This window comes from Staphylococcus sp. SUC_1.2 (assembly GCF_026222585.1).
Genome location: NZ_JANJPM010000013.1, coordinates 18,001 through 40,221, shown reverse-complemented (window position 1 = coordinate 40,221; position 22,221 = coordinate 18,001). Strand labels below are relative to the sequence as shown.

The window sequence follows — 22,221 nt, the reverse complement described above, 5'->3', positions numbered from 1 at the left end:
GATATACTACAAGAGATTTATACTGTATTGAATAAACCCAATAAAATAATACTAGTACATATTACGTTTGAGTGTTATACAACATCAATATAAATCTCTTGAAAGATTAAAATTGGTTAAAATAACAAGTTCAATTTTATCATTTTCCTTTAAAATTGAAAATATAATTTTTATAATCCATTAGTCGATTGTCATATCTAAGACGTCTCCAAACTCTTTAACATCAACAACAAATGACCCATTTGTGTATTGTTCAGATAAATGAATATCAGTGATTTGTCCTTCTTCAGAGTGACTTTCAGAATATAGAGTATACATACTTTCATCTTTAACAACATAACCTGCAACAACACGATGCGGATTTTTCTTCAACTCTTTAAGTAATGTAATACCTCTTTGTGCTCTTTTAGCTTGTTGTAAAATCTTATAGCTAATTCGTTTTACAGCACCTCTTTGAGTAGCCATTATAATTGAGCTATCACTATCTACAACATCCGTCATAACGACAAAATCTTCATCTTTTAAGTTGATAGATTTCACCCCAGCTGCTCGTAATCCCGTATCAGATAGTTCTTCACTTGAATACGTTAATGACATACCTTTATGTGTTAATACACTGATGAGTTGATCTTCATTTAATCGAATGACGTTTATTAATTCATCATTATCTTTAACTTTCATAGCAACTAATGGTTTATTGTAACGAGTCGTTTTAAATAAGCTAACGTTACTTTTTTTAATCATTCCATTTCGAGTCGCTAGTACATAAAATGCGTCATCTTTAAAACTTTGTTCATTGTAAACATCAACTACAGTTTCATAATCATCTAGGGGAACAATTTGAGATACATGCTGTCCAAGTTCTTTCCATCTGATATCTGCTAATTTATGAACCGGAATGAATAAATACCTTCCTTTATTTGTAAAAACAAGTACCGTATCTTGCGTGTTAACTGTTTGATATTTGAGTAAACTGTCTCCATCTTTAAGCCCTACTTCAGTGACACCACTGGCATTAAAACTACGTGTAGATGTCCGTTTAATATATCCTTGACGTGTAATACTTAAAACAACATCTTCACTTGGAACCATAACTTCTTTATCAATTTTGATTTCTGCGATTTCCGCTTCAATTGATGATAAACGCTCAGATTTAAATCGTTTTCTAATATCAGTCAATTCACTTTTAATTACTTGTAACAATGCATCATGATTATCAAGTATATGACGATATTCTTTAATCAAATTAGCTAACTCATTATGTTCATTTTCCAATGCAACGATATCTGTATTAGTTAAACGATAAAGTTGAAGCATAACAATAGCCTCTGCTTGAGCTTCCGTAAATTCAAATTCAGCAACTAAATTGTCTTTAGCATCTTTTTTATTTTTAGAGTTACGAATTAACGTGATAACCTCATCCAATATTGATAGTGCTTTCATTAAACCTTCCACAATATGCATGCGTTTTTCAGCATGATCTAAATCATATTTCGTACGATTTGCCACAACTTCAATTTGATGATTTAAGTAACTATCAATAATTTGGCGAATACCCATTAATTTTGGACGACCGTCACTAATTGCAACCATATTAAAGTTATAAGCAATTTGTAAATCAGAGTTTTTGAATAAATAGTTTTTTATAGCTTCTGCATTTACATCCTTTTTCAGTTCGATTGCTATTCGTAATCCAGTGCGATCAGTTTCATCACGGACTTCGATAATACCATCTACTTTTTTATCTGCTCTTAACTCATCGATTCTTTTGACTAGTGAACTTTTATTCACTTCGTAAGGAATCTCAGTAACGATAAGTTGTTGACGACCATTACGAAGGGTTTCTTCATCTACTTTAGAACGTACAACAATTTTACCTTTACCAGTCTCATAAGCTTTCTTAATGCCATCCACGCCTTGAATAATACCGCCAGTAGGGAAATCTGGACCTTTTATATATTTCATTAGTTGAGTGACAGTAATATCAGGATTATCGATATATTTCAATGTTGCTTGAATTACCTCTGCTAAATTATGCGGTGGGATGTCAGTCGCATAACCTGAAGAAATCCCTGTTGAACCATTAACTAATAAATTAGGAAACCTTGCTGGTAAAACCATTGGTTCTAAAGTTGTATCATCATAGTTTGGAACAAATGCAACAGTTTCCTTGTTAATATCTCTGACAAGTTCTTCCGATAATTGGCTTAACTTCGCTTCAGTATAACGCATGGCTGCAGGAGGATCATTATCGATACTACCGTTATTACCATGCATTTCAATTAAAACATGACGTAATTTCCAATCTTGACTTAAGCGCACCATTGCATCATATACTGATGAGTCGCCATGAGGATGATATTGACCAATAACGTCACCGACTGTCTTCGCACTCTTACGGAAATTCTTATCATACGTATTCCCACTACTATGCATTGCGAAAAGAATTCTTCGTTGTACTGGCTTCAAGCCATCACGAACATCCGGTAATGCACGTTCTTGAATAATATATTTACTATATCTTCCAAAACGATCGCCTATCACATCTTCAAGTGATAAATCTTGAATTATCTCACTCAATTTGTTTCCTCCTCAGTATATTCTTCAGTTTCTAGTACTTGTACTTCAGTATTATCTAATATACTCTGATCTTCTTGCATGCCAAATTCAACGTGACTTTCAATCCATTCACGACGTGGCGCAACTTTATCACCCATTAAAGTTGTAACTCGTTTAGATGAACGCATTTCATCTTCAATTTGAACACGAATTAATGTTCTAGTTTCAGGATTCATAGTTGTTTCCCATAACTGTTCAGGGTTCATTTCACCTAGACCTTTATAACGTTGCAACATAAATCCTTTTCCTAATTTCTTCTGAAGTTTTTCAAGTTCATCATCAGTCCATGCATATTCAACTTGCTTAGATTTACCTTTTCCTTTTTCCAGTTTATATAATGGCGGCAATGCGATAAATACTCTTCCAGCTTGTACAAGTGGTTTCATGTACTTAAAGAAGAAGGTTAATAATAATACTTGAATATGTGCACCATCTGTGTCGGCATCAGTCATGATAATAATTCTATTATAATTACTGTCTTCTATTTTAAAGTCGTTTCCAACACCAGCACCAATTGTATGAATGATAGTATTAATTTCTTCATTTTTAAAAATATCTTCAAGTCTTGCTTTTTCAGTATTAATAACTTTACCTCTTAAAGGTAAAATCGCTTGGAATTTTCTATCTCTTCCAAGTTTAGCTGAACCACCTGCTGAGTCACCTTCGACTAAATATAATTCATTTTTCTCAGTATTTTTACTTTGAGCAGGTGTTAACTTTCCTGATAATAAAGTGTCTTTACGTTTATTCTTCTTACCTGAACGTGCATCTTCACGTGCTTTACGCGCAGCTTCCCTAGCTTGTTGTGCTTTAATTGCTTTCTTCACTAGAGATTTAGAAAGTTGACCTTTTTCTTCTAAATAATATGGCAATTTATCAGAAACTACTGAATCAACAGCACTACGAGCTTCTGAAGTACCCAATTTAGATTTAGTTTGCCCTTCAAATTGTAACAATTCTTCAGGTATGCGAACTGATATAACTGCAGTTAAACCTTCACGAATATCATTACCGTCTAAATTCTTATCTTTTTCTTTTAATTCATTGATTCTTCTTGCGTAATCGTTGAACACACGTGTCATTGCAGTTTTAAATCCTACTTCATGTGTTCCGCCGTCTTTGGTACGCACGTTATTTACGAAGCTTAATATACTCTCTGAATATTGATCATTATATTGAAAAGCGACATCTACTTCTATACCATTTGAAGCACCTGTAAACATAGTTACGTCGTGAAGAACCTCTTTGCCTTCATTTACATAACTGACAAACTCTTTAATTCCCTCTTCGTAATGATAAACATCTTCACGTTCTTTGCCACTACGTAAATCTTTCAATGTTATTTTAAGATTCTTTAATAGGAAAGCAGATTCTTGTAATCTCTCACTTAAGGTTTCAAAATTAAATGTAGTTGTAGCTTTAAATATTTCGGGATCTGGTTTAAATGTAACTTTAGTTCCTGTTTTTTTTGTTTTACCTGATTTAACTAATCCAGATGCTGGCACTCCACCATTTTTAAAGCTTTGCTTGTAAATATTCCCGTCTCTATGTATTTCTACTTCTAACCATTCGCTTAATGCGTTAACTACAGATGCACCAACCCCATGCAATCCACCTGATGTTTTATATCCGCCTTGGCCGAATTTACCACCGGCGTGCAATACTGTGAAAATAACTTCTACAGTAGGTTTACCTGATGCATGCATTCCTGAAGGCATACCACGACCATTATCTTCAATAGAAATACTATTATCTTGATTTATTGTTACATTTATTTCATTACCATATCCGTTTAAAACTTCATCTACGGAGTTATCTACTACTTCATACACTAAATGATGTAGTCCTCGTTTATCAGTAGATCCTATATACATACCTGGACGCTTTCTTACAGCTTCCAATCCCTCTAATACTTGAATAGAATCATCTGAGTAATGATTTGAATTTTTTGTTGCCAATGCGTTCGCCTCCTACAAACGTACGTTCGTTTTAAAAACTATACAATAGTTATTCTTATATAAATTGGTCTAAATTGCAAGCGTGAGTTAAAAACTAATCTATTTAAAGTTCCTGTTAAGAACAAATTTTTAAAATTGGTCGTTGTTATCTATTAGATTATGGTAAAATATAGCTACGTTATTAAAGGATGTGTAAAGTTATATGATGATAGTAGTCATGCTCATATTAAGCTATCTCATTGGTGCTATTCCTAATGGATATGTTATAGGAAAGCTTTTTTTCAAAAAAGATATTAGACAATATGGCAGTGGTAATACTGGCGCAACTAATAGTTTCCGAGTTCTAGGTAAACCAGCAGGATTTATTGTAACCTTTTTAGATATATTTAAAGGATTTATTACTGTGTTCTTTCCTATTTGGTTTCCAGTGCATGCAGATGGACCGCTTAGCACGTTCTTCACACATGGGTTAATTGTAGGTTTATTCGCAATACTTGGCCATGTATATCCAATATATCTTAGATTTAAGGGTGGAAAAGCTGTAGCTACAAGTGCTGGTGTTGTCTTAGGCGTAAATCCTATCTTGCTACTTATATTGGCAATTATATTCTTTGGAGTATTATATATATTTAAATATGTTTCACTCTCAAGTATTATTGCAGCAATTTGTTGCGTTATTGGCTCTCTCATCATACAAGATTACATATTATTTGGGATGAGCTTACTCGTTTCAATAATTTTAATAGTAAGACATCGCACCAATATTGTAAGAATTTTTAAAGGCGAAGAGCCAAAAATAAAATGGATGTAAATCCAATACCGATAATAATGCATTAAGCGTATCAATTCGCTTAGTGCTTTTTTATATCTTCATTGAAATTTTATGGATTATCTCAAAATATGAATATGTTATAATTCTAAGAGTTCCATTTTAAAAAAATCCAAGTAATAGATAAATAAGGTAGGAGGATAATGTAATGAAAATTAAACTAACAGATCAAGCTGTAGAATGGTTTAAAGATGAACTAGACTTACCTGAAAATAACAAAGTTTTACAGTTTTACGTTCGCTATGGTGGTGAATTTCAACTTAAACAAGGTTTCAGTCCTGCCTTTCGCGTTGAACCAAGAGAAGATGTAGAAATTGGTTACGAAGAAAATTATAATGATTTGATATTAGTCGTTTCAGAAGAAGATCTATGGTATTTTGAGGATAATGAAGTCCTCGTTGAAAAAGTAGATCATGATGATGAAATTGCCTATTCTAAATTGAAGTAAGTCATAAAAACCGTTGAATTTAACTAAGCATATATAAAAGAACTGAGAAGACGCTCCCATGTAGCATTTCTCAGTTTTTTTAATACATATTAGTGATAAATCTAAACGCTTGAAATCACAATAAAAATTTTAAAGGTAAGGTAAATGATAGTCGGCCCCCACATAGAGAATTTCGCCCTGAAATTCTTCAAGCAAAGCAAGCTGGGTTAAAATGAATACATTCCTCTCACATAAGTCTTGTATATCATCTATATTTCAAGGTCGCTTGATTGAGTCACTTCAAAATCTTTTCCATCTTGATTTAATTTATCTACATGACTATAAACCTTATGCCATTCTGGGAAGTAACGGTCTAATCTAATTGGTCGAAAATTACTTGATTTCATACAAATTAATTGAGTTGAACCAGTTGTAGCAAGTTCTCCATTCTCATTATATACTTCATAACAATAAACTGATTTAAGTCTCGAATATTGCTCAACCCATGTTTTAATTGTCACTTTTTCAGGATAAAAAATTGATTTTCTATATTTTATTTGAAGGTCTACAACTGGAGAAATGATGCCCTCTTTTTCCATATCTGCATAACTAAAACCCAACTTTCGGATGTAATCTGTTCGTGCAACCTCAAACCATGTAGCATAATTACCATGATAAATCACACCCATTTTATCTGTTTCTTGATATCTAGCTTCAATTTCAGTCATACTGTATATCATTCTTAAGTACCTCTTTTCCAAAATCATTCATATTTCATATTAACATAAAAAAGCCATGCCAACATAAAGTCAGCATGGCTTCAAAGTTCATATATTATTGCGCTAATTTATTTCTTAGAACCATTTGTAAAATACCACCATGACGATAGTAATCTAATTCTACTAGTGAATCAAATCGTACAATTGCTTCAAAATCAACGACTTCACCATTTTCTTTTTTAGCATGTACTTTCACAGTATCACGTGGACTTACTGTTTCGTCAATATCAACAGAAATAGCTTCTTTTCCATCTAATCCTAATGATTCAGCCGATTCACCATCTTTAAATTGTAATGGTAAAACACCCATCATAACTAAGTTAGAACGGTGAATACGTTCATAGCTTTGAGCGATAACAGTTTTCACACCTAATAAGTTTGTACCTTTTGCAGCCCAGTCACGAGAAGAACCCATACCGTAGTCGTTTCCTGCTAAAACAGCTAAACCAGTACCGTCTTCTTTATATTTCATAGCTGCATCATATATAGGCATTACTTCATCTGTAGGCCAGTAAGTAGTGAATCCACCTTCAGTACCTGGGGCTAATTGGTTTTTAATACGAATATTAGCAAATGTACCTCTTACCATTACTTCATGGTTACCACGTCGAGAACCGTAAGAGTTAAAGTTTCTAATAGGTACATCATGATCTAATAAATATTTACCAGCTGGTGTGTCTTTACCGATTGCACCGGCAGGAGAAATATGGTCAGTCGTAACAGAATCGCCAAATTTACCCATAACTCTTAAATCTTTAAGTGGTTCAATTGTACCAGGCTCTTTTGATAAACCTTGGAAGAATGATGGATTTTGGATATATGTTGAATTAGGATCAAAGTCATATAATGGTGCATCTGTTACATCAATTTCATTCCACATTTCATTGTTATTATACACGTTTTTATATTCTTCTAAGAATAGTTCAGGTGTTACAACACTATCTACAGTATCTGCAACTTCTTGAATAGTTGGCCAGATATCGTTTAAGTAAACATCTTGACCATCTTTACCTTTACCAATTGGCTCATTTTGTAAATCAATATCAACTGTACCAGCTAATGCATAAGCTACTACTAATTGAGGAGAAGCTAAATAGTTTGCTTTAACTAATGGATGGATACGACCTTCAAAGTTACGGTTACCAGATAATACTGATGTAACTAGTAAATCTTCTTCAGCCACTGCTTTTTCGATTTCAGGTAATAATGGACCAGAGTTACCAATACATGTAGTACAGCCGTAACCAACTAAGTTAAACCCTAAGTCATCTAAATATTCTTGAAGACCTGAATCTCTTAAGTATCCAGTTACAACTTTTGAACCTGGCGCTAATGAAGTTTTAACAAATTCAGGAACTTTAAGACCTTTTTCAACAGCTTTTTTAGCAACTAAGCCTGCCCCTAACATTACATAAGGGTTAGATGTATTTGTACATGATGTGATTGCTGCAATAGCAATATCACCTGTTTTCATTGTTGCAGTTGAACCGTCAGCAAAATTGATATTTGCTTTTTTATCAAATTCACTTTTATCTAGTCCATGTCCTTGGTTACCAGCAGGTGCTGTAACAGATTTTTCAAATTCTTTCTTCATATCACTTAAGAAAATTAAATCTTGTGGACGTTTTGGACCTGATAATGAAGCTTCAACAGTAGATAAATCTAAGTCGATGACATCTGTATATTCAGGGTCTTCTTTATCTACAGTGAAGAACATATTATTTTGTTCTAAATAAGCTTTAACTAATTCAACATGCTCTTCTTTACGTCCAGTTAATCTCATATATTTAAGAGATTCTTCATCAACTGGGAAGAAACCACAAGTTGCACCATATTCAGGCGCCATGTTAGCGATTGTTGCACGATCTGCTAATGGTAAGTCAGTTACACCAGGACCGAAGAATTCAACAAATTTGCCAACTACACCTTTTTTACGTAGTTCTTGAGTCACACGTAATGCTAAATCAGTAGCTGTTGAACCTTGTGGTAATGAATTAGTTAATCGAACACCAATTACTTCAGGGATTGGGAAGTAAGAAGGTTGTCCTAGCATACCCGCTTCGGCTTCAATACCACCAACACCCCAACCTAATACACCAATACCATTGATCATTGTTGTATGAGAGTCAGTTCCTACAAGTGTGTCAGGAAATGCCGTCTGTTCTCCATCAACATCGCGAACGTGTACAACATTTGCAAGATATTCTAAGTTTACTTGGTGAACAATACCAGTTGCAGGGGGAACAGCATTATAGTTATCAAATGCTTTAGTCGCCCAATTTAAAAATTGATAACGCTCATAGTTACGTTCGAATTCTAATTTCATATTTCTTTCTAATGCATCTGGATTAGCATAGCTATCAACTTGAACAGAGTGGTCAATGACTAAGTCAACTGGCACTTCTGGGTTGATTTTATTAATATCCCCACCAACATCGTTCATTGCTTTACGTAATGATGCTAAATCAACAACCGCAGGAACACCTGTGAAGTCTTGCAGAATAACACGAGATGGTTTGAAAGGTACTTCACCTTCATTTCCTTCATTGCCAAAGTTACCCAACGCTTTAATATGTTCATCAGTAATGACAAATTCATCTTCTTGTCTTAATACTGATTCTAATAAAACACGAATTGAGTAAGGTAATTTACTTATTTTTGTTAAACCTTGTTCTTCTAAACTTTTTAAATCATAGTACGTATATGACTGGCCATTTGCTTCAAATGTCTTTTTAGCTTGTTGCTTAATGTTAGAAGTCATTTATATATCCCCCTTGAATATTAAAATTCATATTTATATGCCTTTAAATAAATTGTATAATTATATGTTTTTCAAAACAACTGTATATACCTACATTTCACGTGATTTAGCTTTCGCATTTATAATCAGTGTATATAAGTTATTCTTATCATATGAGCTTACCACTATAAGTAAATATTATTAATTGAGAATGATTTTCATTAATATATAACATGATTTCTTTTAAATTCATAAAAAACCCTCAAGTACTTTTAAAAGCACTTAAGGGTAATAATGTTATTATGATGCCTTCATATTATTTTTCAGCGTTTCTTCTTGATTCACGCTTTTCTAAAATATCAGATTCATAATCTTGTTGTTGATATTTAACATAATCTTGAAGTCTATGTTTGTTTGGTTGAAGTGTTAATCCTAAGAATTTACGTTCTTGGTTTGCATCTTTATAGAAACTAATCATCATCATTATAACTACAAAGGAGAATGGGAACGCACTTATAATTGCCGCACTTTGAATAGCGTTTAATGCGTCAGCACCGTTTCCCCCACCTGCTAGTAATAAGATGAATGCGATTAATGATTGAGAAACACCCCATGTTACTTTCACAGCACTAGAAGGTTCAAGAGAACCAAATGTTGTTTGCATACCCAACACAAATGTAGCTGAATCGGCAGATGTGATAAAGAATGAAGCAATTAGTACTAATGCTATAAGTGATAATGCCATTCCTAATGGAACGTGGTGGAATACACCGAACAACTGAGTTTCAGGTGTCATTTTAAATAATTCTGGGTGTTTTTTACCTGTTTCAATACCTAACACACCAAATACACTGAACCATAAGAAACTTACGATTGCTGGTACTAGTAAAACACCTGAGATAAATTCACGAATTGAACGTCCTTTAGACACACGTGCAATAAATACACCTACGAATGGACTCCAACTTAACCACCAACCCCAATAATAAAGGGTCCATGAAGACATCCATTCACGTTTTTGACCATTTAATGCTGCAGTGTCAAAACTGTTGAATAAGAATGAATTTAGTAAGCTACCAGTTGAACTAGTAAACATATTTAAAATAAGTACAGTAGGTCCAATAATTAAAGCAATAATCATTAAAACAGTACCTAAACCAATATTTAGGTTACTTAAATATTGAATACCTTTACTTAAACCAGACCATGCACTAGCAAGAAATAATATTGTAACTACGACAATTATAATAGATTGAACCCATACATTATTTGGAACACCAAATAAATAATGAAGTCCACCATTAATTTGTAACGCACCCATACCAAGTGAAACGGCTACACCTACAACAGTCGCAAATACTGAAAGAACGTCAATAATTGTTCCTATAGGTCCTTCCACTTTGTCACCTAAAATAGGGCGTAGTGTACGTGAAATTAAACCTGGTTCATTTTTTCTAAATTGTGCGTAAGCTAAAGCTAATGCAACTACACCATATACAGCCCAAGCATGGAATCCCCAGTGGAAAAATGTAGAACGTAATGCTTCTGTATATGCTTCAGTAGTTTTAGGATCAGCATTAGGAGGTGAAGCAAAATCTGCCATAGGTTCAGCTGCACCGTAGAACACTAAACCTATTCCCATACCAGCACTAAATAACATCGCAAACCATGAAACAGTATTAAATTCAGGTTTATCATTAGGTTTACCTAGTTTAAGTTTACCGATTGGACTAAAAATTAAAAAGATACAAAAGAACACTATTACAGTAGTCAAAATCATGTAATACCAGCCAAGCTTTTCAGTAATCCAACTACTGATGTCGCCTGTAATTTTACCGAATTGCTCAGGTAAAAATGCACCGATTGATACAACAATGGCTACTACGATAGCACTGTAAATAAAAACCGATGAAAACTTCTTGTTTTGTTTTGTTTCTTCAGAAGAAGAATTCATAATTTACTTACTCCTTTCCTATAATAAATTTAAAAATTAGTTTGAAATAACTATGAAGTAATTTAAGACGCTATATTAAAGGATAACAAAGCCTTTATACAATATCAAATTTCTTTTAAATTAAACATTTACTAAAATATTTATATGTTGTATAATATATTTTATTCTTATGTGAGGGGTATTGAATTATGTTAAAAGAATTTAAAGAGTTTGCTCTTAAAGGTAATGTGCTAGATTTAGCAATCGCTGTAGTTATGGGTGCAGCATTCAATAAAATTGTTACATCATTAGTTACATACATTATCATGCCATTAATTGGTAAAATTTTCGGTTCTGTTGATTTTGCTAAAGATTGGGAATTCTGGGGAATTAAATATGGCCTATTTATCCAATCAATTATTGATTTTATAATTGTAGCAATCGCATTATTTATATTTGTTAAAATCGCAAATACTTTAGTGAAGAAAGAAGAGCCTGAAGAAGAAATCGAAGAAAATACTGTTTTATTAACAGAAATCCGCGATTTGTTAAGAGCTAAATAATCATATTTTAAGACCGTATGACAATATTGAATTAATTTTGCCATACGGTCTTTTTTAATTCCACTTAAATCGAGTATGACTTTGATATTGATTCGATGTTACCTCAAGTATTAATGGAATGCGTTGTTTAAGTTCACTAACGTGAGATATGATACCAACCATCCTGCCTGAAGTTTTTAATTTCACCAAAGTATCTAAAGCAGTTTCTAATGTTTCTTGATCTAACGTACCAAAGCCTTCATCTATAAACATTGACTCAAGGGTAATACCTCCAGATTCTTGTTGAACTACTTCACTCAATCCTAGCGCTAAAGCTAGAGATGCTTGGAACGTTTCACCACCTGATAATGAACTAATATGTCTAGATTTATTTGAATGAAAATCAAACACTTCAATTTCTAAACCACTATAACCATGAGATATAGATTCTCTTCTTTTTAGCTGATATCTTTCCCCACTCATGCGTTCCAAACGAATATTTGCTTGATGGATGATTCGTTCTAAGTAATAAATAAGCACATAGTTTTCAAGCGTCAATTTTTTACTATTTTTTCCTGATAGTACCTCTGATAATTCAAAGATTTCTTGTTGTTCTTTTAATTCTTTCTCTAAATAATTTATATGATCCATTATACTATTAAATTTGTCTTTATTTTTCTGTACTTGATATTGAATTGTAGCACTCGCTTCAACGTACTTATTATAGTTGGATTCAATTTCAGTTTTTGTAGCTTCCAATTTTTCAACTGATTCAGACTTATTATCTTTTGTAAGTTTAGATAGTCGTTCAATCTCTAAAGTAAGTTTTTGATGATCATGCTCATATTGCTGAATTTTCATTTCAATTTGCTCTTTGTTTTCTAATTTAGATAATAAAATTTCAACATCCTTGTATGAATTTAGTCCAATTCGCTTCATTTCTTGATTAATTTCATCGCTATGACCACTAATTTCTTGTTCAAGTTCTTTAATAGCTAATTTATTATTGTTTAAATTATTTGTTTCGATTTCAATTTGTTGTTTTGTTTGATTTATTTCTTTCTCTAATACTTCGCTCTTAGATACATAATCAGTTACTATTTGTTCATATTGCTTAAAGCACTGTTCAAATTTATTAGTTTCATCATAATTAGTGTAGCTTTTAAATTCATTTATTAGTGTTTCAAATTGATGCTTCAATGATAAAAGTTTTTCATGCTTAATTTGTAAGCTATGTTTAATATCTTTATGCTTATCTAGTGCACTTTTTAACTTTTCACGTTGCTTAATTTGAATTTGTAGTTTTTCTTTTTCCTTATTTTTAGTTCTTAATTGTTGTTCTATTTCGTTGATATCACAAATTTCATCATCATTTATTTCTAACTCACTCATTTGATTACTAATATAATCAGAAGTGGTTTCAAGTTTAGTTAACTCATTTATTTTTTTATTTAACTGATTATTGACCTCTTCTATTAAATTTTGATTCTTAGCAATTTCATCAAACTTAATATGTTCATTGAGAGACTCAATTTCATTACCACATATAGGACATGTATCTCCAACATGAAGTGCATTTTGAATTTCTTGAATAAATGTTTGTTTATCATTTAAATCTATATTTGACTTGTCTATATTTTCTAATTGAAGTTTTAAATCTGAAATTTGTTCTTTAGTCTTTTTAATACTATTCTCTGTTTCGTTGTATTTTTGACTTAAAGATTGGTATTTTTTCTTGTTTTCTCTCAAAGTCACTTTTTTATCAAAAGTGTTTGTTAATTGGAATATCTCCTGTGTTATTTCGTCAATATTCTCGTTATTAACATCTATTTTAGCTATATCATTATTTAATTTATCAATTAAATTCTTATTTTCTTCTTGCTTTTGATTATTCTCTTTTAAGTATGTTTCATTTTGTTTAATTTCGTTAAAAGCTTCACGATACTTATTTATGTTTGAATAAAACTGTTTAGTTTTATCAATATATTCAGACTTAATGTTAATATCTTCTAATTGTTCATTTAAAATTTCTTTTTCTTTCTTAAATTTCTCTAATTTATCATTAAGTTCATTTAACTCTTCAAGAATAGAATTTAGCTTAACCTTAGTATTTTCATATTTTTGTTCTTTTGTGTTTCTTTGATTATACAATTGACTCAAGGGTTTAATTTCAATAATTTTACGTAATTCAGCTTTTAATTTTTCAATACTATCTTTGTTTTTTTCTAGTTGCACTTTCTTATCTTTATTTCGATCGAGTTCTTTAAGTGATTCTATTAATTTATTGTTTTCTTCAATTTTTCTTTTTATAGCTTCAAGCGCATCATTGTGTTCAGATTTTAATTGTTCATATTCTTCATTTAAGTGTTGACCTACTAGTTCAAACTGAGGTATTGCTTTAATAATGTCTTTGGTTTGCATACTATTCAAAGATTTAAATTGAATTAATTCATCATTCTCAAATGTTTCAATATCTTCCCAAAGTATTTGAATCCGACTATAACGTGATTCTATTTGTTTCTTCTCGTCTTTAACTTGATTTAACAATAAATTTTGCATCTCTTCAAAACGGATACTATTGAATAATGTTCTTAAAATACTTTGTTTATCGGAACTATTAGATACTAAAAATTTCTTAAATTCTCCTTGAGGTAATATGAATAATTGTCTAAATTGTTCAGCGTTGATACCTAACAAATCTTTGATAAAACCATTACCAGAGCTGATTTTACTCTCTCGTAGTTCGTAAAGCTGACTTTCTTCATCAAATTCAAAAACATCAAGTTTACCAGGTGTTAAGGAAGTATTCCCCTCTTTAATAAATCCAGCCTGTCTAGATATTTTAAATTTTTTATCGTTAATTTTAAATTCATATTCTACACTCATTGGGGATTTACCATCTGCAAAATGACTTCGTAATTCCCCCTCATTTCTACCTTCTGTAGAAGCCTTACCAAATAGCGCATAAACAATGCCATCAAATAACATAGTTTTTCCCGAACCAGTTTTTCCACTTATTAAAAATAACTGTTCTTTATTTATTTGTTCAAAATCAATAACTTCATGTATGAAAGGTCCAAAATTATTAAGTATTAATTTAGTTGGTCTCAATTATTTAGTCCTCCCTATTGATAACTTGATTTAATAATTGATGTATTTTCTTCTCTTGATAGTTTGTTAAATCTTCATCCGTAATTGTTTTGTAGAAATTTTTAATTATTGTAGGGTCATCTGTAGTTTTAAAATCTGCGTACGTTGATTTATTATGATTTTCAAAAGTGATATTACTAAGCGAAAGTGTATTTGGGTATATCTGTTTAAGGTGGATGATAGGGTCGGTAACATGAGACATATTTTTAAGTTTGAAGTGAAAATAATTATCTTTATTTTTCACAGGAACGTCGCCTTGTATAACAGCCGAGTAGTCACCTTCAATTTCCTCTAACTCTCTTAAAGGTTTTAATTGTACAAACTTAGTATTTATGTCACCTTTTGAATTAATCATTAATTTTTTGTATCCTTTGGCCTGGTTCACTTCAGAAAATGAGTATTGTAATAACGAACCACTATAATCAACAATATTATCTGTAATACTAAATGGATGATGAAGATGTCCTAATAGTACTTTGTCAAAAATATTGAAGTTAGCGCTTTCTACACTTTCAACTGTTCCAATTGTAAGTGGCCTTTCAGATTCTGATGTTTTACCACCTTTTATAGTTAAATGGCCAATTAAAATATTAATTTGATTCGGGTCTATAATCTTCGAAATGTGGTTAATACACTTTTGAGTTGCTTGCTCATATGTCTTGATATCATCATCATCGAAGTAAGCCTTAATTTCACTAATAGTGGCAAAAGGAAGTGTGTAAAAGTTAATATTATTAATAGTTATAGGTGTAGACATTAATTCTAGTTGCGTTCTAATATATAATTGTGAAAACTCAAACCATGTTGACCCATAATTTAATCTTTCTCTACCATCATGATTCCCATTGGTTATAATTGTAGGAATTTTCATATTTACATTTATAATTTTAATCGTTTCTTCAAAAAGTCTAATGGTCTCCTTACTAGGATAAGACGTATCATATATATCACCCGAAATAACCAGAACATCTGGTTTCTCTTCCTTCAAATTATCAATAAGTTTGTTCAATATATAATGTTGATCTTCTAAAAATTGCTTACCATTTAAAATCTTACCTAAATGCCAATCAGCAGTGTGAATAACCTTCATAATGGCCTCCCTTTAGAACATTTGTTCGTGTATATTATATCTTGAATCACACTATTGTTCAAACTAAAAAAGATGGAACAATGATTAATTTAAATTCATTGTCCCACCTATGTTATTAAGCAGCTATTAATAACCCCAACTTGCATCACTTGTAGAATTTCTAATTTGAAATTCTCTTTGTTGGGCCCCGCTCAACCCCGCAAGGTTGACTAGAATTAAAAAAGTTAGTTACAGGTGTATTTTTAATTCAGTCAACTACTTCCAATATGTAATTATAGCCTGAGATATTGATTTATGTCCCAGGCTATACTAAAATTTTCAAAGTAATTTAAAATACATCATTTTTTAATCATTATTCAATTATTTGACAGTTGCTCTTTTCAACTTTTTATATTTATATAACATAGCTAATCTCCAAGGAACAATCATGCTAAACGCAAGTAAGAAGAACATGCCGCCAATTTCACCTGGATCAATTTTACTACTGATAAATATTTTAATTACAGTACGTATAATTAATAAAGAAATTAAAATGATTGGAAATGCTTTTGAGCGCTTCATATAAATTTCAGTACCGTGTACCTCAAAGTGACTTGTCCATATAAGAACAGATGAGAATAAGACACCTAGAATAATTGACTCTAAAATTTCAGTACCAGTCAATCTAAAGTACGGAATCACATACATCAATGCGCCTGTAGCCATGAAAAATGGAGGTAATATAATTTTCTTTTCATTAACAGGAAAGTTTTGAGCTTTCATTCGAATAAAAATTACTACTATACCCATAAATAAAGCAAATACAACAGAAAAAATTAAATACGCCAACGTTACACCTTCTTATATATTCATAAACCCTTACTCTTTATTACTCATTGTAATTTATTTAGATTTTTAAATATTTTTCTTTTTAAATAACACTAAAGTTGTTTTACTACAAAAATAAAGGATTGTAAACCTTAAAGGTACTACAATCCATTTAAAAATTATTTTTTTGAACTTTTCATGTTTTGATCCATGTTTTTATTCATCATTGTCATCATTTGATTGATTTTCTTTTGCGATGGTTTTTGACCCATTTGCATCATCATCATACGTAACATTTCTTCATTAATAGGTGGGTTTTTTTTCAAATAATCCATCATATATTTACGTGCTAAAAAGAAACCACCAACTAATCCACCGATAAGCGCTACAATGATTAATAAAATTGCTAACCATGTTGCCATTGTTTCACCCACTTTCTATATCCTACTGAATTTTACTAAATTACTATTCTATTTTCAAGAGCTAGTTAGTAATTCTGCATCCATTTGTTATCATAACAAATACTTAAACAAATGTAATACTTATTTTTAGTTAACTTAAAAATTATTTTGTATTGCTCATTCAAATTAAAGAAGACTTTCCAATGAAAGCCTTCTCAGTTCTCTAATTTCTTATCTAATATTAAAATGTGCGAATTTGATTTAATACATTTTCTTTAGTGAAACCATATTTTTCTACGACTAAGTCGCCAGGGGCACTTGCACCAAATTGGTCAATACCTATCACTTTACCTTCAGTGCCTACATATTTGTGCCAACCTAATGGTGATGCCATTTCAATTGCAACACGTTTAGTAATTTCTTTAGGAATTACAGACTCTTTATATTCTTCTGGTTGTTGTTCAAAAGCAAACCAGTTAGGCATTGATACTACACGTACACCTTTACCTTGTTTATCTAAATCTTTAGCTGCTTCAATTGCTAAGCTAACTTCTGAACCAGTAGCAAGTAATAGATACTCAGGTTTAGTTTCAGTTTCGAAAACAACATAAGCACCTTTACGAACACCTTGTTCAACTGTCTCTTCATCTACATCTAAATATGGTAGATTTTGACGAGTTAATACTAAAGAAGTTGGTGTTTGTTCTGATTCAAGAGCTACTTCCCATGCTACTCTTGTTTCATTTCCATCAGCTGGACGAATGACATTCATATTTGGTATTGATCTTAAGCCCGCTAATTGTTCAATAGGCTCATGAGTAGGTCCATCTTCACCTACAGCGATTGAATCATGTGTGAAGATGAATGTTGAATTTAATCCCATGATAGCTGATAAACGCAACGCTGGTTTTAAGTAGTCACTAAATACAAAGAATGTTGCACCATAAGGGTGTAATCCACCATGTGCTGCCATACCATTTACAGCTGCACCCATTGCGAACTCACGTACACCAAACCATATATTTTTACCTTCAGGTGTATTTCTATCATAATCAGTCGCTTCTTTAACGTTAGATTTGTTAGAACCAGCTAAGTCAGCAGAACCACCAAAGAATGACGGAACTGATTTACTTAATGCTTGAATTACTTCACCTGAATCAGCACGTGTTGCTGCATTATGATCGCTATCAAAGCGTGGTAATTCATCTCTATAGTTTTTAGGTAGTTTACCACTAATAGCTAATTTAAATTCATCTGCTAATTCTGGATATTGTTTAGAATAATTTTCTAGTAATGCTTTCCATGCATCTTCATGCTCATTTGCACGTTTTAACATAGTTGTTTGGAAAATTTCATATACTTCTTCTGGCACATTGAAACGTTTCTCAGGATCTAAACCATATGCTTCAAAAGTTAATTTTCTCTCATCTGAACCTAGTGGTGCACCATGAACACCATTAGTACCACTCACGTTTGGAGCACCATAACCGATAATTGTTTTAACTTCAATCATAGTTGGACCATTTTGAGATTTAGCTTTAGTTATTGCTTTATCGATAGCGTCTAAATCATTACCATCTTTTACTAATATGTGATTCCAACCGTAACTTTCAAATCGTTTCTTAACATCTTCAGAGAAGGCTTTATTTAATTCGCCATCTAATGAAATATCGTTTGAATCATATAAAACAATTAGTTTATCTAATTGGTTATGGCCAGCAAATGAAGCAGCTTCATGAGAAATACCTTCCATTAAATCACCATCAGAAGCTAGCACATAAGTATAGTGGTCAACTATATTGAAATCATCTTTATTAAATTTACCAGCTAAATGGTCTTCAGCTAAAGCCATACCTACAGACATAGCAAAGCCTTGTCCAAGTGGGCCAGTAGTAACTTCAACACCATCAGTATGTCTAAATTCTGGGTGTCCAGGTGTTTTAGAACCCCATTGTCTAAATTGCTTTAATTCTTCTAATTCAAGACTGCCTGAAACATGTAACAAGCTGTATAATAGCGCAGAGCCATGTCCAGCCGACAATACAAAACGGTCTCTATTAAAATAGTCTTTAGATTGAGGATTAAAATTTAAGTGGCGTGTCCATAAGGTATAAGCCATTGGTGCAGCTCCCATAGGTAATCCAGGGTGACCTGAATTAGCTTCTTCGATTGCATCAATACTTAAAGCTCTAATCGTATCAATCGCTAGTTGATCTTTCTCGTTAAACATCTTTAATACTTCCCTTCGACTTTAATCATCTTTCGTATATTATAACTTAAAAATATTGAAATTGATAATTGTTTAAACTCAACGAACTATAATCTAATATTTATTAATTTTTATTTTGTTCTTGTATCTTTTTTAATTTTTCAGGTGTCACATCATTACCTTCAGGATCTATCACCTTTGTACTCTCAATTTGTTGTTTAAACCCTTTTCTAAATGCTTCGAGGTATTTTTTACGTAATTTCGATTGCTCTTTAGCTTCAGCTTCAGTTAAACCTTGTTCCTTTTTCTTTTTAGCAAGCTCATTAATTCTATCTATATTTAAATTATCATTAGACATAACTATCACTCTTTCTATATTCCCATTAATATTTTCTCTTTTACTTCATAGAATATAACAAAAAAGAGGTCTAGACAAAAGCTATTAACATTTAAATAGCTTTGACAGACCTCAAATTTATAATTATCTTACAAACGCGAACACTTTGTAGTTATTTTGTTCCCCATTTGTAGTATTTACGTTCTTATTATCATCTTTAATAATTGCCTTTTTAGAAATAGTATGGTCAGTTATTTCGTACGTTTGTTCCATTTGAGCGTTATGATATAAATTCATGAAAAATACTATAAAAACAACACAAGATATTGATACAACAGCTATATTAGTTAATAATTTATTTTTATATTTATTAAACATTACTTTCACCTCTAGAACATTTGTTTGTATAAATACTTTAACAGAACATCTGTTCTTAGTCAACATAAAAACGAACAAATGTTTGTTCAATATTAAAATCAGTGCTATAATATAGTTAAATAAAATTAGGGAGTGCCTATATATGAGAGAATTAACTAAACGTCAAAGTGAAATATACGATTATATTAAACATGTAGTACAAACTAAAGGATATCCACCAAGCGTACGAGAAATTGGTGAAGCAGTAGGGTTAGCGTCGAGTTCAACTGTTCATGGTCATTTATCTAGACTGGAAGAAAAAGGATATATTAAACGAGACCCTACGAAACCGAGAGCCATTGAAATTGTTAGCGAACAAACTAACGATGCAGTTAATATGGAGGAAACAATTTATGTTCCTGTAATTGGTAAAGTTACTGCCGGAATTCCGATTACTGCAGTTGAAAATATTGAGGAATATTTCCCTTTACCAGAACATTTAACATCAACTCACAATAGTGATATTTTTATTTTAAATGTTGTGGGTGAAAGTATGATTGAGGCAGGTATTTTAGATGGAGATAAAGTTATAGTTAGAAGCCAAACCATTGCTGAAAATGGAGACATCATTGTTGCGATGACTGAAGATGATGAAGCAACAGTTAAACGCTTCTATAAAGAAAAAACACGTTATAGATTACAACCTGAAAATAGTACAATGAGTCCTATTTATCTTGATAACGTTACTGTTATCGGTAAAGTTATTGGTTTATACAGAGAACTGTAGTTTTAATTTCTAAAATTTACGTTAACCTCTCTCTTATATATTTCTATATAAAAAGAACTAGCAAAGTCTACAATGTAAACTTCGCTAGTTCTTTTGCTTTTCATTTTCTTTTTTATTCAAAATTTCTTTAACCTTATCTAGAATATCTAGTTTATTAACATCTTTAGTTGTCATAATATCAACTTCCTTATCAACAAAAAGATACCCTTAATAAGTCTCGTTAAAACACTTAGCCCGTATAATTTTCTGTCCAATATGGTTGTCGTTTTTCATTAAAATCAACGCCTACGCCTAGAGTACTGAAATTTGTATTCAATATATTCTTTCTATGACCAAGTGAATTCATTAACCCCTCATGAGCAAATATACTATTTTGTTGCCCATACGCTAAATTTTCACCTGCCACATTGAAATCAATGTCATCATCTTTTAATCGATCAAAAGGAGATTCACCATCTAAATTGTTATGATCAAAGTAATTTTGTTTTACCATGTCTTCACTATGATTTCTTGCTGTATTGGAGACATCTTTTGAGTAACTAAGTGTATTCAACCCATGCTGTTTACGCTCAGAATTAACTAAATCATAATTTTGATATTCAAAGCTTTGTTCTAATGTTGAAGATGGCGCACCGTAATGTTGAGTCAACCTTTTTTCCATGGCATCACTAACTTGAAGTAATGCAGTAACACCATTGTCATTATGTTTATCATAAAAAACAGTTGTATAAATATTATCTTCATGGAAAACATCATACTCATCGCTACTTATATCAACACGGTATCTACCTTTAACAATTTCCTTTAAAGGTTTACCAAGTCTATCCTCAACAACATTTTTAGGGGTGTTATATTTTACCTTAGATTTAGATGTAATGACATTTTGATTACTATATAAAGCATTGACTTTATTTCCTAAATAGCTAACCATTATGAAATTATCGTAATCATTATTGTAATAGGTATACCATTTAGCGCCATATTCATTAGATGTTACTCTTTTAGGTTTCCCCAATTGATTTTCAACTTTGTCTTTAGACATATTCATCTGAATATTATTAATAGCAAAGTCCTGTTCTGTAGGTGTTTTGAGCGTATTGTTTTTTAAACTCGAATCTTGATTCATAACTTGCTGAACTTTACTTCTTACGTCATTCTGTAATTTTACTAGTGTTTGATTTTCCTTTAATGGTATGAATAAAGCTACAACTAATAACACCAAAGAAAACAAAAGAAATTTTTTAATAACATACACC

At 31.6% G+C, this 22,221-nt stretch carries 17 protein-coding genes; 4 read left to right on the top strand and 13 right to left on the bottom strand.

Annotated elements, in window-relative coordinates:
* Positions 1 to 180 precede the first annotated feature (180 nt).
* Complete coding sequence (gene parC, locus NR218_RS06140) at positions 181 to 2,580, bottom strand: DNA topoisomerase IV subunit A (RefSeq protein WP_016931080.1); 2,400 nt, start codon at positions 2,578 to 2,580, stop codon at positions 181 to 183.
* Positions 2,577 to 4,577, bottom strand: a complete 2,001-nt coding sequence (gene parE, locus NR218_RS06135; protein ID WP_037558066.1) for a DNA topoisomerase IV subunit B — start codon at positions 4,575 to 4,577, stop codon at positions 2,577 to 2,579. Before parE ends, parC begins: the two co-directional genes overlap by 4 nt.
* Positions 4,578 to 4,779: 202 nt before the next feature.
* Between parE and plsY the strand changes: the two genes are divergently transcribed.
* Entirely contained in the window at positions 4,780 to 5,388 is a 609-nt protein-coding gene (plsY, locus tag NR218_RS06130) for a glycerol-3-phosphate 1-O-acyltransferase PlsY (protein WP_011275846.1), read from the top strand.
* Between the two features lie 166 nt (positions 5,389 to 5,554).
* Positions 5,555 to 5,854 carry a HesB/YadR/YfhF family protein gene (locus NR218_RS06125; protein WP_011275847.1) on the top strand — a complete coding sequence of 100 codons (300 nt, stop codon included), beginning with the start codon at positions 5,555 to 5,557 and terminating at the stop codon, positions 5,852 to 5,854.
* A gap of 248 nt (positions 5,855 to 6,102) precedes the next feature.
* Here the strand turns inward: NR218_RS06125 and menI are convergent, their stop codons facing one another.
* From menI to NR218_RS06110, 3 genes are all read right to left on the bottom strand, one after another.
* Positions 6,103 to 6,573, bottom strand: coding sequence for a 1,4-dihydroxy-2-naphthoyl-CoA hydrolase MenI (menI, locus tag NR218_RS06120; protein ID WP_011275848.1), 471 nt, complete (start codon positions 6,571 to 6,573; stop codon positions 6,103 to 6,105).
* Between the two features lie 94 nt (positions 6,574 to 6,667).
* Positions 6,668 to 9,373, bottom strand: a complete 2,706-nt coding sequence (gene acnA, locus NR218_RS06115) for an aconitate hydratase AcnA (RefSeq protein ID WP_011275849.1) — start codon at positions 9,371 to 9,373, stop codon at positions 6,668 to 6,670.
* Positions 9,374 to 9,668: 295 nt separating this feature from the next.
* Entirely contained in the window at positions 9,669 to 11,306 is a 1,638-nt protein-coding gene (locus NR218_RS06110; protein WP_011275850.1) for a BCCT family transporter, read from the bottom strand.
* Between the two features lie 188 nt (positions 11,307 to 11,494).
* Here NR218_RS06110 and mscL point away from each other — a divergent pair, with 188 nt between their 5' ends.
* On the top strand, positions 11,495 to 11,848 hold the full coding sequence (gene mscL / locus NR218_RS06105) for a large conductance mechanosensitive channel protein MscL (protein ID WP_011275851.1): 354 nt from the start codon (positions 11,495 to 11,497) through the stop codon (positions 11,846 to 11,848).
* A 54-nt stretch (positions 11,849 to 11,902) separates the two neighbouring features.
* Here the strand turns inward: mscL and sbcC are convergent, their stop codons facing one another.
* The 7 genes from sbcC to sosA form a co-directional block, all read right to left on the bottom strand.
* Positions 11,903 to 14,938 carry an exonuclease subunit SbcC gene (gene sbcC, locus NR218_RS06100; protein WP_265848435.1) on the bottom strand — a complete coding sequence of 1,012 codons (3,036 nt, stop codon included), beginning with the start codon at positions 14,936 to 14,938 and terminating at the stop codon, positions 11,903 to 11,905.
* Positions 14,939 to 14,942: 4 nt separating this feature from the next.
* Positions 14,943 to 16,067: an exonuclease subunit SbcD gene (gene sbcD / locus NR218_RS06095; RefSeq protein WP_011275853.1), complete on the bottom strand. Its 1,125-nt coding sequence runs from the start codon at positions 16,065 to 16,067 to the stop codon at positions 14,943 to 14,945.
* A gap of 360 nt (positions 16,068 to 16,427) precedes the next feature.
* Positions 16,428 to 16,895 (bottom strand): CcdC family protein, encoded by a 468-nt coding sequence (locus tag NR218_RS06090; RefSeq protein ID WP_011275854.1) that lies wholly within the window; start codon positions 16,893 to 16,895, stop codon positions 16,428 to 16,430.
* 158 nt (positions 16,896 to 17,053) lie between these two features.
* On the bottom strand, positions 17,054 to 17,296 hold the full coding sequence (locus tag NR218_RS06085; RefSeq protein WP_011275855.1) for a YneF family protein: 243 nt from the start codon (positions 17,294 to 17,296) through the stop codon (positions 17,054 to 17,056).
* 220 nt (positions 17,297 to 17,516) lie between these two features.
* Positions 17,517 to 19,505, bottom strand: a complete 1,989-nt coding sequence (gene tkt, locus NR218_RS06080; protein WP_011275856.1) for a transketolase — start codon at positions 19,503 to 19,505, stop codon at positions 17,517 to 17,519.
* Positions 19,506 to 19,608: 103 nt separating this feature from the next.
* Positions 19,609 to 19,842: a DUF896 domain-containing protein gene (locus NR218_RS06075; RefSeq protein WP_016931078.1), complete on the bottom strand. Its 234-nt coding sequence runs from the start codon at positions 19,840 to 19,842 to the stop codon at positions 19,609 to 19,611.
* A gap of 123 nt (positions 19,843 to 19,965) precedes the next feature.
* Positions 19,966 to 20,199, bottom strand: coding sequence for a DNA damage-induced cell division inhibitor SosA (gene sosA / locus NR218_RS06070; RefSeq protein WP_011275858.1), 234 nt, complete (start codon positions 20,197 to 20,199; stop codon positions 19,966 to 19,968).
* Between the two features lie 142 nt (positions 20,200 to 20,341).
* On the opposite strand from sosA, the gene lexA reads away from it, so the two are divergent.
* On the top strand, positions 20,342 to 20,965 hold the full coding sequence (gene lexA / locus NR218_RS06065; protein ID WP_011275859.1) for a transcriptional repressor LexA: 624 nt from the start codon (positions 20,342 to 20,344) through the stop codon (positions 20,963 to 20,965).
* 229 nt (positions 20,966 to 21,194) lie between these two features.
* On the opposite strand, the gene NR218_RS06060 is transcribed toward lexA, so the two are convergent.
* Complete coding sequence (locus NR218_RS06060) at positions 21,195 to 22,220, bottom strand: CAP-associated domain-containing protein (protein WP_016931076.1); 1,026 nt, start codon at positions 22,218 to 22,220, stop codon at positions 21,195 to 21,197.
* Position 22,221: the final 1 nt, after the last annotated feature.